Below are 16,627 nucleotides of genomic sequence, written 5' to 3' on the forward strand. Positions count from 1 at the left end.
ATCAGGAAACAGGCTCGCAAAACGCAACAATCTGGCGCAAAAAGTGTGACAAAAGCTACGTCGCGTTGCGGTGACGTGTATAATAAGCCCGTATGTAGGTTCAATTTGATAATCACATACGTAAGATACTCATGGCTCAAGGCACGCTTTATATTGTTTCTGCCCCCAGTGGCGCGGGTAAATCCAGTCTGATTCAGGCTTTATTGAAAACCCAACCGTTGTACGACACCCAGGTTTCTGTTTCTCACACCACGCGTGCGCCGCGCCCGGGTGAGGTTCACGGCGAACACTATTTCTTCGTCAACCACGATGAGTTCAGAACCATGATCGGTCAGGATGCCTTCCTTGAGCACGCCGAAGTGTTCGGTAATTATTACGGCACTTCGCGCGAGGCGATTGAGCAAGTTCTCGCAACGGGCGTGGATGTTTTTCTGGATATCGACTGGCAGGGCGCTCAGCAAATTCGGCAGAAAATGCCGCATGCGCGGAGTATCTTCATTTTGCCGCCCTCCAAAATCGAACTGGATCGTCGTCTACGTGGTCGTGGTCAGGATAGCGAAGACGTTATCGCAAAACGGATGGCGCAGGCTGTTGCAGAAATGAGCCATTACGCCGAATATGATTATCTTATTGTGAATGATGATTTCGACACCGCGCTGGGCGATCTGAAAACCATCATTCGCGCCGAACGTCTGCGCATGAGCCGCCAAAAGCAGCGCCATGACGCTTTAATCAGCAAACTGTTGGCAGACTGAACCCACTTTCAGTATTATGCCCAGTCATTTCTTCACCTGTGGAGCATTTTAAGTATGGCACGCGTAACTGTTCAGGACGCTGTAGAGAAAATTGGTAACCGTTTTGACCTGGTACTGGTCGCCGCGCGTCGCGCTCGTCAGATGCAGGTAGGCGGAAAGGATCCGCTCGTACCGGAAGAAAACGATAAAACTACCGTAATCGCACTGCGCGAAATCGAAGAAGGTCTGATCAACAACCAGATCCTCGACGTACGTGAGCGCCAGGAACAGCAAGAGCAGGAAGCCGCTGAATTACAAGCCGTTACCGCGATTGCTGAAGGTCGTCGTTAATCACAAAGCGGGTCGCCCTTGTATCTGTTTGAAAGCCTGAATCAGCTGATTCAAACCTACCTGCCTGAAGACCAAATCAAACGTCTTCGGCAGGCGTATCTCGTTGCACGTGACGCTCACGAGGGCCAGACACGTTCAAGCGGTGAACCTTACATCACGCACCCTGTTGCCGTAGCCTGCATTCTGGCCGAGATGAAGCTCGACTATGAAACGCTGATGGCCGCGCTGTTGCATGACGTGATTGAAGATACCCCCGCCACCTACCAGGACATGGAGCAGCTATTTGGTAAAAGCGTTGCTGAACTGGTCGAAGGGGTATCGAAGCTAGATAAGCTTAAGTTCCGCGACAAGAAAGAGGCGCAGGCCGAAAACTTTCGCAAGATGATTATGGCGATGGTGCAGGATATCCGCGTCATTCTCATCAAACTTGCTGACCGTACCCATAACATGCGCACACTGGGTTCTTTGCGCCCGGATAAACGTCGCCGCATCGCCCGCGAAACGCTTGAAATTTACAGCCCGCTGGCACACCGTTTAGGTATCCATCACATTAAAACCGAGCTGGAAGAGCTGGGTTTTGAGGCGCTGTATCCCAACCGCTATCGGGTAATTAAAGAAGTCGTCAAAGCCGCTCGCGGCAACCGTAAAGAGATGATCCAGAAAATCCTCTCTGAAATTGAAGGACGGCTACAGGAAGCAGGGATTCCCTGTCGCGTCAGTGGACGCGAGAAGCATCTCTATTCCATCTACTGCAAAATGGTGCTTAAAGAGCAGCGTTTTCATTCGATCATGGACATTTACGCCTTCCGCGTCATCGTTCATGACGCCGATACCTGCTACCGCGTGCTCGGCCAGATGCACAGCCTTTACAAGCCGCGTCCTGGCCGCGTGAAGGACTATATCGCCATTCCGAAAGCGAACGGCTATCAGTCGCTGCATACCTCAATGATCGGCCCACACGGCGTTCCTGTTGAGGTGCAAATCCGCACTGAAGATATGGATCAGATGGCGGAGATGGGGGTTGCGGCGCACTGGGCTTATAAAGAGCATGGCGAGACCAGCACCACCGCGCAAATCCGCGCTCAGCGCTGGATGCAGAGTCTGCTTGAGCTACAGCAAAGCGCAGGCAGCTCCTTTGAGTTTATTGAAAGCGTTAAATCCGATCTTTTCCCCGATGAGATTTACGTTTTCACCCCGGAAGGCCGCATTGTCGAACTGCCAGCCGGCGCCACCCCGGTCGACTTCGCATACGCCGTGCACACCGACATCGGTCACGCCTGCGTGGGCGCTCGCGTCGACAGACAGCCTTACCCGCTGTCACAGCCGCTTACCAGCGGTCAGACGGTGGAGATCATTACCGCGCCGGGCGCTCGTCCCAATGCCGCGTGGCTTAACTTCGTTGTCAGTTCAAAAGCCCGCGCCAAGATTCGTCAACTGCTGAAAAACCTTAAACGTGACGATTCCGTTAGCCTCGGACGCCGCCTGCTCAACCATGCCCTGGGCGGTAGCCGTAAACTGGCTGAAATTCCGCAGGAGAATATCCAGCGCGAGCTTGAACGTATGAAACTGGCCACGCTTGACGACCTGCTGGCGGAAATCGGCCTCGGTAACGCCATGAGCGTGGTGGTGGCGAAAAACCTGCAGCAGGGTGAGGCGTCTACCACGACGGCGCAGCCTGCCGCAACGGGCCACGGACATCTGCCGATCAAAGGCGCAGACGGCGTACTGATTACCTTCGCCAAATGCTGCCGTCCGATCCCTGGCGACCCGATCATCGCCCACGTCAGCCCCGGTAAAGGCCTGGTGATTCACCACGAGTCCTGCCGTAACATCCGCGGCTACCAGAAAGAGCCAGAGAAGTTTATGGCCGTTGAGTGGGACAAAGAGACGGCGCAGGAATTTATCACCGAGATCAAAGTGGATATGTTTAACCATCAGGGCGCGCTGGCTAACCTGACGGCGGCAATCAACACCACGACCTCCAATATTCAAAGCCTGAATACAGAAGAAAAAGATGGTCGCGTCTACAGCGCCTTTATTCGTCTTACCGCACGCGATCGCGTACATCTGGCGAATATCATGCGCAAAATCCGCGTCATGCCGGACGTGATTAAAGTCACCCGTAACCGAAACTAGTTTTATGAATGAACAACGTTATGCGCGTATCCGTGAAATGCTCGCCAGGCGGCAGCCTGATCTGACCGTCTGCATGGAGCAGGTTCATAAACCTCATAACGTTTCTGCGATCATTCGTACCGCAGACGCTGTTGGCGTCCATGAAGTCCACGCCGTCTGGCCGGGCAGCCGCATGCGCACCATGGCCTCCGCGGCAGCGGGTAGCAACAGTTGGGTGCAGGTAAAAACGCACCGCACCATTGGCGAGGCGGTCAACCATCTGAAAGGTCAGGGCATGCAGGTTCTGGCGACCCATCTGTCTGACAAAGCGGTCGATTTTCGCGACATTGATTATACCCGTCCCACCTGCATCCTGATGGGGCAGGAAAAAACCGGTATTACCCAGGAAGCATTAGACCTTGCGGATCAGGATATTATTATTCCGATGATCGGCATGGTGCAATCACTGAACGTCTCCGTCGCTTCCGCGCTGATTCTTTACGAAGCCCAGCGTCAACGACAGAACGCGGGTATGTACCTGCGCGAAAACAGTATGCTGCCTGAGGACGAACAGCAGCGTCTGCTGTTTGAGGGCGGCTATCCGGTGCTGGCGAAAGTCGCCAGGCGTAAAGGCTTGCCCTACCCGCGGGTGAACCAGCAGGGTGAGATCGAGGCGGATGCCTCCTGGTGGTCCACCATGCAGGCCGCAGGGTAATTCCCGTGTCGGGCCGCTTGTTAGACGCTGTCCCGCTCAGTTCCTTAACGGGCGTTGGCGCGGCGCAAAGCAGCAAACTGGCAAAAATCGGCCTGCACACCGTGCAGGATCTTCTTTTGCATCTCCCTCTGCGCTATGAAGATCGCACCCATCTTTATCCCATCGGCGAACTGTTGCCGGGCATGTATGCCACGGTCGAAGGCGAAGTGCTGAACTGCAACATCACTTTTGGCGGTCGCCGGATGATGACATGCCAGATAAGCGACGGCTCCGGCATTCTCACCCTGCGCTTTTTCAACTTCAGCGCAGCAATGAAAAACAGCCTTGCCAGCGGACGTCGGGTGCTGGCTTATGGCGAAGCGAAGCGCGGGAAATACGGTGCTGAGATGATCCATCCGGAATACCGTATCCAGGGCGATCTCAGCACCCCTGAGTTACAGGAAACCCTGACCCCTGTCTATCCGACCACTGAAGGCGTCAAGCAGGCGACGCTGCGCAAGCTGACCGACCAGGCGTTAGACCTGCTGGATACCTGCGCCATTGCCGAACTGCTGCCGCCGGAACTCGCGCAGGGCATGATGAGCCTGCCGGAAGCATTGCGTACCCTCCACCGTCCGCCGCCGACGCTACTACTGAGCGATCTGGAAACCGGTCAGCATCCGGCGCAGCGACGACTGATCCTTGAAGAATTACTGGCGCATAATCTGAGTATGCTGGCGCTTCGCGCCGGAGCGCAGCGTTTCCATGCGCAACCGCTGAGCGCCAACGACACGCTCAAAAACCAACTTTTAGCGTCGCTGCCGTTTAAACCCACGGGCGCACAGGCGCGCGTTGTCGCGGAAATCGAACGAGATATGGCGCTGGACGTTCCGATGATGCGTCTGGTGCAGGGCGATGTTGGCTCCGGTAAAACGCTGGTGGCGGCGCTTGCCGCACTGCGGGCGATTGCGCACGGCAAGCAGGTCGCGCTGATGGCGCCCACCGAACTGCTGGCAGAACAACATGCCAATAACTTCCGTAACTGGTTTGCGCCGCTTGGCGTGGAAGTGGGCTGGCTGGCCGGCAAGCAGAAAGGGAAGGCGCGTCTGGCCCAGCAGGAGGCGATCGCCAGCGGACAGGTGCAAATGGTGGTGGGGACACACGCTATTTTCCAGGAGCAGGTGCAGTTTAACGGCCTTGCCCTGGTGATTATCGACGAACAGCACCGTTTTGGCGTGCATCAGCGTCTGGCGCTGTGGGAAAAAGGCGAGCAGCAGGGTTTCCATCCACACCAGCTAATCATGACCGCCACGCCGATCCCACGCACCCTCGCGATGACCGCTTATGCGGATCTCGACACGTCCGTTATCGATGAACTGCCGCCAGGACGTACGCCCGTCACCACCGTCGCCATTCCGGACACCCGGCGCAGTGACATTATTGACCGGGTGCGCAACGCCTGTACCCAGGAAGGGCGTCAGGCTTACTGGGTGTGCACGCTGATTGAAGAGTCGGACCTGCTGGAAGCGCAGGCCGCAGAAGCGACGTGGGAAGAGCTGAAGCTGGCCCTACCGGAGCTGAACGTCGGCCTGGTGCATGGCCGGATGAAACCAGCGGAGAAGCAGGCTGTGATGGCGGCGTTTAAGCAAGGTGAACTGCATCTGCTGGTTGCGACGACAGTCATTGAAGTGGGTGTGGATGTCCCTAATGCCAGCCTGATGATCATCGAAAACCCGGAGCGTCTGGGGCTGGCGCAGTTGCATCAGCTTCGTGGGCGCGTTGGTCGCGGCGCGGTTGCTTCTCACTGCGTACTGCTTTACAAGTCTCCTCTATCGAAGACGGCTCAGAAACGACTGCAGGTGCTGCGCGACAGTAACGATGGCTTCGTGATTGCGCAAAAAGACTTAGAAATTCGCGGTCCCGGCGAACTGCTCGGCACACGCCAGACGGGCAATGCCGAGTTTAAAGTAGCGGATTTACTGCGCGATCAGGCCATTATTCCCGAAGTTCAGCGCATTGCGCGTCATATTCATGAAAGGTATCCGCAGCAGGCAAAAGCGCTTATCGAACGCTGGATGCCGGAAACGGAGCGCTATTCCAACGCCTGACCGTTCCCGATGTCGTGGCGGCGTTACGCCGCCCCCAGGTTTACTGCGCGAAAATCGGCAGCAGCAGATACAGTTTGATTACCAGCGCGTTGACGATATCAATGAAGAACGCGCCAACCATTGGAACCACCAGAAATGCCATATGCGACGGACCAAACCGGTCGGTAATTGCCTGCATATTGGCAATTGCCGTCGGCGTGGCGCCCAGGCCAAATCCACAGTGTCCTGCCGCCAGCACCGCCGCGTCGTAGTTTTTACCCATCATGCGCCAGGTCACGAACACAGCGTACAGCGCCATGGCGATCGTCTGCACCACCAGAATAGCCAGCATCGGCAGCGCCAGCGAAGCCAGCTCCCACAACTTCAGACTCATCAGCGCCATCGCCAGAAACAGCGACAGACTGACGTTGCCCATAACGGACACGGCACGTTCAAAGACGCGGTAAAAGCCCAGCAGCGCCAGACCATTGCTGACGATCACGCCGACAAACAGTACGCAGACAAAGGTAGGCAGTTCAAACACCGTACCCACCAGCAGCTGGGCAACAATTTTCCCCACGGTCAGACAGATGGCGATGAGGGCGATGGTTTCGATCAGCACCAGCGAGGTGATCATGCGTCCAACGTCCGGTTTCTCAAACGCTGTCGGCACTTCCTGATCGTCAGGGATACCATCCGGCGTGGTGGAATGCTTCACCAGATAACGGGCAACCGGCCCCCCGATCAGCCCGCCAAGCACCAGACCAAAGGTCGCGCAGGCCATTGCCACTTCCGTGGCGTTCGCAAAACCGTAGCGCTCAATAAACAACTTACTCCACGCCGCGCCGGTGCCGTGACCGCCGGACAACGTAATTGACCCGGCAATCAGCCCCATTAACGGGTCCAGTCCCAGCAGGCTTGCCATTCCGATGCCGATAGCGTTTTGCATCAGCAGCAGACCAACCACCACGATCAAAAAGATACCAACGACGCGGCCCCCTTTGCGCAGGCTGGCGATGTTCGCGTTTAGACCAATGGTGGCAAAAAAGGCCAGCATTAACGGGTCACGCAAGGTCATGTCAAAGTCAACTTCCCAGCCCATGCTCTTTTTCAGCACCAGCAAAGCCAGCGCGACCAGTAAGCCACCGGCAACGGGTTCCGGAATGGTGTATTTCTTCAGAAAGGAGACTGACTGGACCAGCTTGCGCCCCAGTAGAAGCGTTAGCGTTGCGGCAACAAGTGTCGATAACGTATCGAGATGAAACATAGACTAGCTCCTGTTGTGTGCATGGTTCGTACATGCACGGTTTCCTGAAATTTCTGCTCTTCATGAGTAATCGGCATGGATTTTAAGCAGAAAAGCAGTAAAAGTTATATAAAAAGGTGAGGTTAGTTGTTTTAAATATTAGGATTAGCAAGTGGCAATCGTTTGCTTTTACCTTCTGGTCAGCTAAAATGCCCGCTTTTCCACCACGGGATTGCCTCTGATGTCTGTTAACACCCTTGAATCAGAAAGTGCGCAACCGGTTGCGCATAATCAAAACAGTGAACTGATTTATCGTCTGGAAGATCGCCCGCCGCTACCGCAAACCCTTTTCGCCGCCTGCCAGCACCTGTTGGCGATGTTTGTTGCGGTTATTACCCCGGCGCTGCTTATCTGTCAGGCGCTCGGGTTACCGGCACAGGATACGCAACACATCATCAGCATGTCGCTGTTCGCCTCCGGCGTGGCCTCGATTATTCAGATTAAAGCATGGGGGCCGGTCGGTTCGGGATTGTTATCGATTCAGGGAACCAGTTTTAACTTCGTGGCGCCGCTGATCATGGGCGGCACCGCGCTGAAGACCGGCGGCGCAGACGTCCCAACCATGATGGCCGCGCTGTTTGGTACGCTAATGCTGGCAAGCTGCACCGAAATGGTAATTTCCCGTGTGTTGCACCTCGCGCGCCGCATCATTACACCGCTGGTTTCAGGCGTCGTGGTGATGATTATCGGCCTGTCGCTGATTCAGGTCGGTCTGACGTCTATTGGCGGTGGTTATACCGCCATGAGCGACAATACGTTCGGCGCGCCGAAAAACCTGCTGCTGGCAGGCGTGGTGCTGCTGCTGATTATTCTGCTTAACCGTCAACGCAACCCGTACCTGCGCGTCGCCTCACTGGTTATCGCGATGGCGGCGGGTTACGCGCTGGCGTGGTTTATGGGGATGCTGCCGGAAAACACCGCGACCGCCTCCCAGGAACTGATCATGGTGCCAACGCCGCTGTACTATGGCCTGGGTATCGACTGGAGCCTGCTGCTGCCGCTGATGCTGGTCTTTATGATCACGTCACTGGAAACTATCGGCGACATCACCGCCACATCCGACGTTTCTGAACAACCGGTCTCTGGCCCGCTGTATATGAAGCGCCTGAAGGGCGGCGTACTGGCAAACGGCCTGAACTCCTTCGTCTCTGCCGTCTTTAACACGTTCCCGAATTCCTGCTTCGGCCAGAATAACGGCGTGATTCAACTGACCGGCGTGGCCAGTCGCTACGTTGGTTTCGTAGTGGCGCTGATGCTGATCCTGCTCGGTCTGTTCCCGGCGGTAAGCGGTTTTGTACAGCATATTCCGGAGCCGGTGCTGGGTGGCGCAACGCTGGTGATGTTCGGCACCATCGCCGCTTCTGGCGTGCGCATTGTGTCCCGCGAGCCGCTGAACCGCCGCGCTATCCTGATCATCGCACTCTCACTGGCGGTCGGTCTTGGCGTGTCTCAGCAGCCGCTGATCCTGCAATTTGCGCCAGACTGGGTGAAAAACCTGCTCTCTTCCGGTATCGCCGCCGGAGGGATTACCGCTATCGTTCTGAATCTGATTTTCCCGCCTGAAAAGCAGTAAGCTTTATGCGACGGTGAGTTCAATTCACCGTCGCTATAATACTCTTTCACGATTCCTGCCTTGAGGATCGCGCGTAAATCGTGCATAACTCAGCTATGTGTATTCGCGGGATGGAAGACCATGAAATTTATTGGAAAGCTGATTCTCTATCTGCTCATCGCCCTTCTGGTGGTGATTCTCGGCCTCTATTTTCTGCTGCAAACCCGCTGGGGAGCAGAGCACGTCAGCGCCTGGGTATCAGAGAACAGTCAGTATCGTCTGGCCTTTGATGCGATGGATCATCGCTTTTCCTCGCCTACGCATGTTCTGCTGGAAAACGTTACTTTTGGTCGCGACGGTCAACCGGCCACGCTGGTGGCGAAAGCTGTCGATATTGGCCTGAGCAGCCGCCAGCTCACCGATCCCTTTCATGTCGACACCATCTTGCTAAAAGACGGCACGCTGAACATTTCGCTCCAGACGGCGCCCTTCCCCTTCCAGGCCGATCGCCTGCAGTTACAGGGGATGGCGTTTAACAGCCCGGGCAGCGAATGGGATCTGAGCGCCCAGCGGGTAAATGGCGGCGTGATCCCGTGGTTGCCGGAAGCCGGTCACGTCCTTGGCAAAAAAGCGCAAATTCAACTGAGCGCGGGTTCACTGACCCTGAACGACGTTCCTGCCACCAACGTCCTGATTGAAGGCAGCATCGATAACGAGCAGGTGAACTTAAGCAACATTGGCGCAGACGTGGCCCGCGGCGCATTAACCGGAGTGGCGAGGCGCAATGCCGACGGCAGTTGGATAGTGGAAAATCTGCGCCTGAACGATATCCGGCTACAAAGCGATAAGTCGCTCAGCGACTTTTTTGCCCCGCTGACAACCGTTCCTTCCTTGCAGATTGGCCGTCTCGAAGTGACCGACGCCCGCCTGCAAGGACCGGACTGGGCGGTAACCGACCTTGATCTCAGTCTGCGCAATCTGACCTTCAGCAAGGACGACTGGCAAAGTCAGGAAGGTAAGCTGTCGATGAACGCCAGCGAATTCATCTTCGGTTCGCTACACCTGTTTGATCCTATCCTGAACGCGGAGTTTTCACCCCAGGGCATTGCGCTGCGCCAATTCACCTCCCGCTGGGAAGGTGGGATGATCAGAACGTCGGGCAACTGGCTGCGCGACGGCAAAGCGCTGGTGCTGGATGACGCCGCGCTGGCTGGAGTGGAGTACACCCTGCCGGAAAACTGGAAAAAGCAGTGGATGAAACCGCTACCCGCCTGGCTGAACAGCCTGACGCTGAAAAAATTGAGCGCCAGCCGCAATTTGCTGATCGATATCGACCCGGCCTTTCCCTGGCAGTTGACCGCGCTGGATGGCTACGGCGCGAACCTCGGTCTGGTACAGGATCGCAAATGGGGTGTCTGGAGCGGAAACGCAACGCTGAATGCGGCGGCCGCAACCTTCAACCGGGTAGACGTGCGCCGACCGTCACTGTCGCTGACAGCCAACGCCAGTACGGTGAATATCAGCGAACTGAGCGCATTTACAGAAAAAGGACTGCTGGAGGCAACTGCCAGCGTATCGCAGCTTTCGCAGCGCCAGACACAAATTAGCCTGACCGGACGCGGCGTACCGGTTAACGTGCTGCAGCAATGGGGATGGCCTGCGCTGCCCCTCGCTGGCGACGGAAATATTCAGCTAACCGCCAGCGGCAGCATACAGGCGGACGTGCCGCTGAAACCCACGGTCAACGGACAGTTGTATGCGGTAAACGCCGAGCAACAACAGGTGACGCAGACCATGACCGGCGGAGTCGTGTCGACGACTGCCCAGTAAACAAGCCCGATGGCGGCGTTGGCGCCATCGGGTTCTTTCTCTTACGGCTCAAAGGTAGATGACAATCTCATCCCCTTCTGCTTTCACCACTACGCCCCACTCGCTACCCTCATGTGAGCCGCCTTTAACGCCGCTCAGCGTCTGCACGTTGCGCAAGCAGACGGACCAGTTCCGCGCTTTGCCTGTGCCCGTCATGGTCAGAACATTGCCCTGACGTGACGCCTTAAGCGTAAACATCACAGCACCGTCCGCCGCAGGCACTTCGCAAGCCGCTTCACGCCCATCCTCAAGGTGGAATAACTGGAACGCTGTGCCCTCATGCCATAGGTAGTCCGGCTTCTGACTGTTGTTGCCCAGTGCTAACAGTGTGTTGTCGCGCACATAAACCGGCAGGCTGAGAAAATCGTGCTGCTGTTTATGCCAGCGGTTCCCCTGAATTTCGTCGTTACGCCACAGATGCGTCCAGCGGCCTTCCGGCAGATAAAACTGAACATCCCCCGCCTCGCTGAACACGGGCGCCACCAGCACCGAATCGCCGAGCATGTACTGGCGATCGAGATAATCACACGCCGGATCGTCCGGGAATTCCAGCATCATTGCGCGCATCATCGGCGTCCCGCGTTCGTTCGCCCGCGCTGCCTCACGATACAGATACGGCATCAGGCGGCATTTCTGTTCGGTAAAGAAACGGACTACATCGCAGGACTCATCGTCATAGGCCCACGGCACCCGGTAAGATTTACTGCCATGCAGGCGACTGTGGCTCGAAAGCAGCCCAAACGCGCACCAGCGTTTGTAAACGTGCGCCGGGGCGGTGTTTTCGAAGCCGCCAATATCGTGGCTCCAGAAGCCAAAGCCGGACAGACCGATGGACAAGCCGCCACGCAGGCTCTCCGCCATCGATTCGTAATTGGCGTAGCAGTCTCCGCCCCAGTGCACCGGAAACTGTTGCGCACCGACGGAGGCTGAACGGGCAAACAGTACCGCCTCTTCTTCGCCCACGGTCTCTTTCAGCACGTTCCACACCAGTTTGTTGTAGAGATAGGCGTAATGGTTGTGCATTTTCTGCGGATCGGCGCCGTCAAACCACTGAACATCTGTCGGAATGCGCTCGCCGAAGTCAGTTTTGAAACAGTCAACGCCGATATCCACCAGCCCCTTCAATTTGTCGGCATACCACCGGCATGTTTCCGGGTTGGTGAAGTCATAAATCGCCAGCCCGGGCTGCCATTTATCCCACTGCCACAAGGAACCATCCGGGCGCTTCAACAAATAGCCTTTCTCTTTCAACTCGTTAAATATTGGCGATTTTTGCCCGATGTACGGGTTGATCCAGACGCAGACTTTTAGCCCTTTCTCTTTCAGGCGACGAATCATTCCTTCCGGGTCCGGGAACGTTACCGGATCCCATTCGAAATCGCACCACTGAAAGGCTTTCATCCAGAAACAGTCAAAATGGAAGACGTGCAGCGGCAGGTTGCGCGCCGCCATGCCGTCAATAAAGCTGTTTACCGTGGCTTCATCGTAGTTGGTGGTGAACGAGGTGGTCAGCCACAGCCCGAAGGACCACGCTGGCGGCAGCGCCGGACGCCCGGTAAACCGGGTATAGCGGTCCAGCACCGCTTTCGGGGTCGGCCCGTCGATGACGAAGTATTCCAGATACTCGCTTTCCACGCTGAACTGCACTTTCGACACTTTCTCTGAGCCGATTTCAAACGACACGTTCTGCGGATGGTTTACCAGCACGCCATAACCGCGATTCGTCAGGTAAAAAGGAATGTTTTTATAGGACTGCTCGGTACTGGTGCCGCCGTCACGGTTCCAGGTATCAACCGTCTGGCCGTTGCGCACCAACGCAGTAAAGCGCTCACCCAGCCCGTATACCGTCTCGCCCACACCGAGATCGAGACGCTCGAACATGTAGTTACGCTGGGTATAGGTATCCTGCACGTAGCCGTTATTTTTCAGTTGGCTGCCCGTAATGCGCACGCCGTTGCGCAAGAAATCCAGCGACCAGAATTCGCCTTTGGTTACGCGAACGCTCAGATCGCCGCTTTTCAGCTCGGCGTATTCATCGTTATTTTCAATCTCAACCTTCACGTCATCCAGCACGTTCAGGGGGTAATGCGGGCCGTTGTCCAGCGCGCCCTGAAAATGCACCATGCGCACCCCCACAATGCCTTGCTGCGGCGAGAAAAAGCGCAGGGTAAACAGGGGGGTATCCAGTTGCCATGTACGTTCGCGAACGTCACGCGGCGCGACATATACCACCAGTTCATTGCCATGCTGTTCGACGTCAAAGACCTGGATGGGATGAATCAGGTTAAGACCAGGCTGGATCAGCCAGTTACCGTCGCTAATTTTCATGCTCAGTTCCTTAAGTTCTGAAATTCTTTATGCGTAAATTCGTGCTGATTGCGGCGCGCGCCCTGTGCCAACTGGTCGAGGATTGTTCTCAGATACGGCGTTTTCAGGGTGTAATAGCGTTTGGCAATCACGGCGCTCAGCAGGTAGCAGATAGCCGGGACGAGAGTGAACAGGGCAATGATGATGCTGATTGTCGCGCCGTTTTGGGCTTTCGCTGCGGCATCGTAGCCCCCGCCCGCCAGCATCCAGCCAATGAGTGCTCCGCCCAGTGCAAGGCCGAGTTTCAGTACGAACAGCGTGCCCGCGAAGCTAATACCGGTAAGGCGTTTACCGTTGCACCATTCGCCATAATCGACGGTATCCGACATCATCACCCACTGGATTGGCGTCACCAGCTGGTGCAGTACGCCAATCACGAAGATAAAACCAAACATGGTGATGTTGGCGTGCATCGGCACGAAGAACATCGCCAGACTAAGCACCGCCAGCGCGGCATTGGTCCACCAGAATACGCTGACCTTGCATTTCCAGTCGGTGAGCGGTTTCGCCAGCGCAGAGCCAATGAGGTTGCCGACGCAGTAGGTGGTGAGGAAGGCGACAAACACGCCCGGCGTCCCCATAATCCAGGTGACGTAATACATCATGGCGCCACCGCGGACGCAGACGGCGAGAATGTTAAGAATGGTAAGCAGGCCGACAATCCGCCACTGGTCGTTTTGCCAGATATCGCGCAGATCCTCACGCATTGAAGTGCTGTTAGGCGGCGCTTCCACGCGCTCTTTGGTGGTGAAAAAGCAGAACGCCAGCATCAGGAACGCCACGACGGACAGCACCGCGATCCCGCCCTGAAAACCGAGCGCTTTATCGCCACCGCCGATAAAGTCCACCAGCGGCATCATTAACACGGTGGAGAGCATGCCGCCTGCCGTCGCCAACACAAAACGCCAGGATTGCAAAGAAATACGCTGCGCCGGGTCGTTAGTTATCACACCGCCCAGCGCGCAGTAGGGGATATTTACCACGGTATAAAGCAGGGTCAGCAGGGTATAAGTCACCGTGGCATAAATCATTTTGCCATTGAGGCTGAGCTCCGGCGTACTGTATGCCAGTACGCACACCAAACCAAACGGCAGCGCGCCAAACAGCACCCATGGGCGAAATTTCCCCCAGCGAGAACGCGTGCGGTCAGCTAATAGCCCCATACACGGGTCTGAAATAGCATCTAGCGCCCGCGCCAGTAAAAACATCGTACCGACGAACCCTGCGGGGATACCAAAAATATCGGTATAGAAAAACATCATGTACAACATTACGTTATCGAAAATAATATGACTGGCGGCATCACCTATCCCATAGCCAATCTTCTCTTTAACGGACAACACAGGATTCTTCATTTTGCATCCCCTGACGCGCTGATACCGGTTACAGTTTTTGTAAACCATCCTCCTGGGGGCGGGTATTCCGATATTTTGTTATCAAATTACGATTCTTCTTTTCTGTGATCGCGGTTGCGCCAGAAGATGTGAAAAATTGTAACTAACGGAATTTAAGAGGTTTTATATGAAACCGATCATGGTAAGGCGAAAGGTAAATTAAAAAATGACGCGGGGGGATGTGGAAACCTTGCGAAAGTGGCTATAATGCGCCCGCCTCCATGTAGCAATGCAGGCGCGGAAGATCGTCGTCTCCGGTGAGGCGGCTGGACTTCAAATCCAGTTGGGGCCGCCAGCGGTCCCGGGCAGGTTCGACTCCTGTGATCTTCCGCCAATTAGCCTCTACTGAACTCTGCCGACGTCAACGACCCCCTTCCAAGCACTTATATATCAAGCTTTCCTTGTATCCCGAGGTCAATCGACGTCAACCTGCATCAAATTGTTTTTGGGGGTGCATTCGGGGGGTACTACTCCACCTTTAAAAGACAAGCACTCCATAATGGTAAAAATGTGAGTTATAACAATGGCTTTCAACGAAAGATTTGTTATACAAGAGATTCATTGAGGTGTCAGATTAGTTACAGGCGGAAATTCCCACAGGAGGAGGAATTCATCAAAAGCCGGAGAATGTCATGGCGCTAACCGATGTTAAAGTAAAAACCGCGAAGCCAAAAGAAAAGCCCTATAAACTGGCTGATGGCAGCGGTATGTATCTGCTGATTAACGCAAATGGTTGCAAATACTGGCAAATGAAGTACCGCTTCGCCGGTGACGCTGATGACGTGACGTAGCCACGTTTCCGGCTCAATGCCGTTAAATTCTTTTACTAAATTTTTGAAATAATAATTCCTTTACTAATTTTAATTATTTTCTGATGGCAGATTATGGTTGCATTTATCGTTTATTGAAAATGACAACAAGTAAGTTAAAATTGAATTTTAAAATAAATAAAAAAGGGCACAACATGTAGCAGTATATACACATATACTGATAACGGGGCAGATAACCTCGTGATGTCCGATGCTCATCTCAGCGCGAATTTATCGTCATTAAATCATGTATTGAGAAGTATTCTCACACGATACAGAGTATTCGCATTTTTCTGTAACAAAATGTTTCTTTATTTTTTTGCGCATTATCGTAGATATCTGAAAAATAGGATTTTTACCAAAAACATAAATTTTTTGTATGTGTTTGTTTTCTCTGCACCTCATCAGAAGAAATCCGAAAAAAAGATCGACAGAAGCATTCATTTCCCCATTAATAATAGTCTTAAACTATCAATTAAGGCCCACCCATCAGGTTTGACAATCAATTTTGCTTATGTAATATTCAGATTTAACTCATATATATTAACAACAGCTAAATGAGCCTGCCGGGCAATATTTGAAAGAATCAACTCACCGGCTAATACGATCTCCCCGGAAAAAGAATTGACGGGGTTGCTATGAGACAGGGAGTACAGGCTGTATGACAAAGGAATTTGTGAAGAAGCAGGCTATTGCCAGCTGGCCTGAGGATGACATTTATTTTTCCAAAGGCATTTCGGTGCTGACCCGTTTTTTTATCAAGCTTGAACCCGGCGTGGACTATCTGTTCATCAACCTCGATAATTATACACTGGCTTCTTTTTTTCGCTCATTTTCGCAATTAAGTAAAAGTGGCTATCAACTGATAATAATTTCGAGCCATCGCCTTCTGCCATTGGCCTTTTTCTGGTTTTTAAAATACAAAACCGTCAGCGCTATCTTTGAATCGCGATGCTCACTAAATGACTTCATTCGAGGTATGGATACCGTGGCGAGTGGACGTCAGATTGCGTGGCCGCATCCGGGACCTGCGCGTTTACTCTCTTCAAGAGATGTTTTACTTCTGAGACATTATCTGGAAGGCGGAAGCATGGACTATTTACAGGAAAAACATAGTCGCGCCTATTCCACCCTACAGGGTTGGAAAGCTTCCGTCGCCCGTAAATTTAAAGTAAAAAAAATTGAGCACCTACTTGTTCTGCACTGAATAAACTCGCTTCGCCACAATCGCTTCCCCCAAAATCTTCCCCCAGCAATATCTTACGGGGCTGATAGTAACATTTGTTAAATATGGAATTTATTAACCATGGATTTAGACATGAAACGCATTTTTTACCATTCTGTATTTC

General features: G+C 54.1%; 11 protein-coding genes, 1 tRNA gene and 1 pseudogene. 10 read left to right on the forward strand and 3 right to left on the reverse strand.

The features are described from left to right. Positions 1 to 131 precede the first annotated feature (131 nt). The 5 genes from gmk to recG are packed head-to-tail and all read left to right on the forward strand — an operon-like array spanning position 132 to position 6,002. Positions 132 to 755 (forward strand): guanylate kinase, encoded by a 624-nt coding sequence (gene gmk / locus CSE01S_RS08960; protein WP_042287070.1) that lies wholly within the window; start codon positions 132 to 134, stop codon positions 753 to 755. A gap of 54 nt (positions 756 to 809) precedes the next feature. Beyond that, the gene (gene rpoZ, locus CSE01S_RS08965) at positions 810 to 1,085 is read left to right on the forward strand and encodes a DNA-directed RNA polymerase subunit omega (RefSeq protein ID WP_000135058.1); all 276 of its coding nucleotides are present in this window, start codon (positions 810 to 812) and stop codon (positions 1,083 to 1,085) included. An 18-nt stretch (positions 1,086 to 1,103) separates the two neighbouring features. Then, entirely contained in the window at positions 1,104 to 3,221 is a 2,118-nt protein-coding gene (gene spoT / locus CSE01S_RS08970) for a bifunctional GTP diphosphokinase/guanosine-3',5'-bis pyrophosphate 3'-pyrophosphohydrolase (protein ID WP_042287072.1), read from the forward strand. A gap of 4 nt (positions 3,222 to 3,225) precedes the next feature. Continuing rightward, a complete protein-coding gene (gene trmH / locus CSE01S_RS08975; RefSeq protein WP_042287075.1) occupies positions 3,226 to 3,915 on the forward strand; it encodes a tRNA (guanosine(18)-2'-O)-methyltransferase TrmH in 690 nt (229 codons plus the stop codon). Positions 3,916 to 3,920: 5 nt separating this feature from the next. Further along, the gene (recG, locus tag CSE01S_RS08980; protein WP_042287078.1) at positions 3,921 to 6,002 is read left to right on the forward strand and encodes an ATP-dependent DNA helicase RecG; all 2,082 of its coding nucleotides are present in this window, start codon (positions 3,921 to 3,923) and stop codon (positions 6,000 to 6,002) included. Between the two features lie 40 nt (positions 6,003 to 6,042). On the opposite strand, the gene gltS is transcribed toward recG, so the two are convergent. Continuing rightward, positions 6,043 to 7,248 carry a sodium/glutamate symporter gene (gene gltS / locus CSE01S_RS08985; protein ID WP_042287081.1) on the reverse strand — a complete coding sequence of 402 codons (1,206 nt, stop codon included), beginning with the start codon at positions 7,246 to 7,248 and terminating at the stop codon, positions 6,043 to 6,045. Positions 7,249 to 7,468: 220 nt separating this feature from the next. Between gltS and xanP the strand changes: the two genes are divergently transcribed. Together xanP and CSE01S_RS08995 are read left to right on the forward strand one after the other, a co-directional pair. Further along, a complete protein-coding gene (gene xanP / locus CSE01S_RS08990) occupies positions 7,469 to 8,860 on the forward strand; it encodes a xanthine/proton symporter XanP (protein ID WP_042287083.1) in 1,392 nt (463 codons plus the stop codon). Positions 8,861 to 8,980: 120 nt separating this feature from the next. Next, on the forward strand, positions 8,981 to 10,669 hold the full coding sequence (locus CSE01S_RS08995) for an AsmA family protein (RefSeq protein ID WP_042287086.1): 1,689 nt from the start codon (positions 8,981 to 8,983) through the stop codon (positions 10,667 to 10,669). A 48-nt stretch (positions 10,670 to 10,717) separates the two neighbouring features. On the opposite strand, the gene yicI is transcribed toward CSE01S_RS08995, so the two are convergent. Further along, complete coding sequence (gene yicI, locus CSE01S_RS09000) at positions 10,718 to 13,036, reverse strand: alpha-xylosidase (RefSeq protein WP_042287089.1); 2,319 nt, start codon at positions 13,034 to 13,036, stop codon at positions 10,718 to 10,720. Positions 13,037 to 13,038: 2 nt separating this feature from the next. Then, a complete protein-coding gene (locus tag CSE01S_RS09005; protein WP_042287092.1) occupies positions 13,039 to 14,430 on the reverse strand; it encodes a glycoside-pentoside-hexuronide family transporter in 1,392 nt (463 codons plus the stop codon). A 278-nt stretch (positions 14,431 to 14,708) separates the two neighbouring features. Here CSE01S_RS09005 and CSE01S_RS09010 point away from each other — a divergent pair. The 3 genes and pseudogenes from CSE01S_RS09010 to CSE01S_RS09015 all read left to right on the forward strand — a co-directional run bounded on the left by CSE01S_RS09010 (position 14,709) and on the right by CSE01S_RS09015 (position 16,485). Then, positions 14,709 to 14,803, forward strand: a tRNA-Sec gene (locus CSE01S_RS09010). Between the two features lie 298 nt (positions 14,804 to 15,101). Then, positions 15,102 to 15,239 (forward strand): annotated as a pseudogene (locus CSE01S_RS22740) (Arm DNA-binding domain-containing protein); the annotation flags it as partial. A gap of 700 nt (positions 15,240 to 15,939) precedes the next feature. Next, the gene (locus CSE01S_RS09015) at positions 15,940 to 16,485 is read left to right on the forward strand and encodes a hypothetical protein (protein ID WP_042287095.1); all 546 of its coding nucleotides are present in this window, start codon (positions 15,940 to 15,942) and stop codon (positions 16,483 to 16,485) included. The last annotated feature ends 142 nt before the right edge of the window (positions 16,486 to 16,627 follow it).

Source organism: Citrobacter sedlakii NBRC 105722, assembly GCF_000759835.1.
Taxonomy (GTDB): domain Bacteria; phylum Pseudomonadota; class Gammaproteobacteria; order Enterobacterales; family Enterobacteriaceae; genus Citrobacter_A; species Citrobacter_A sedlakii.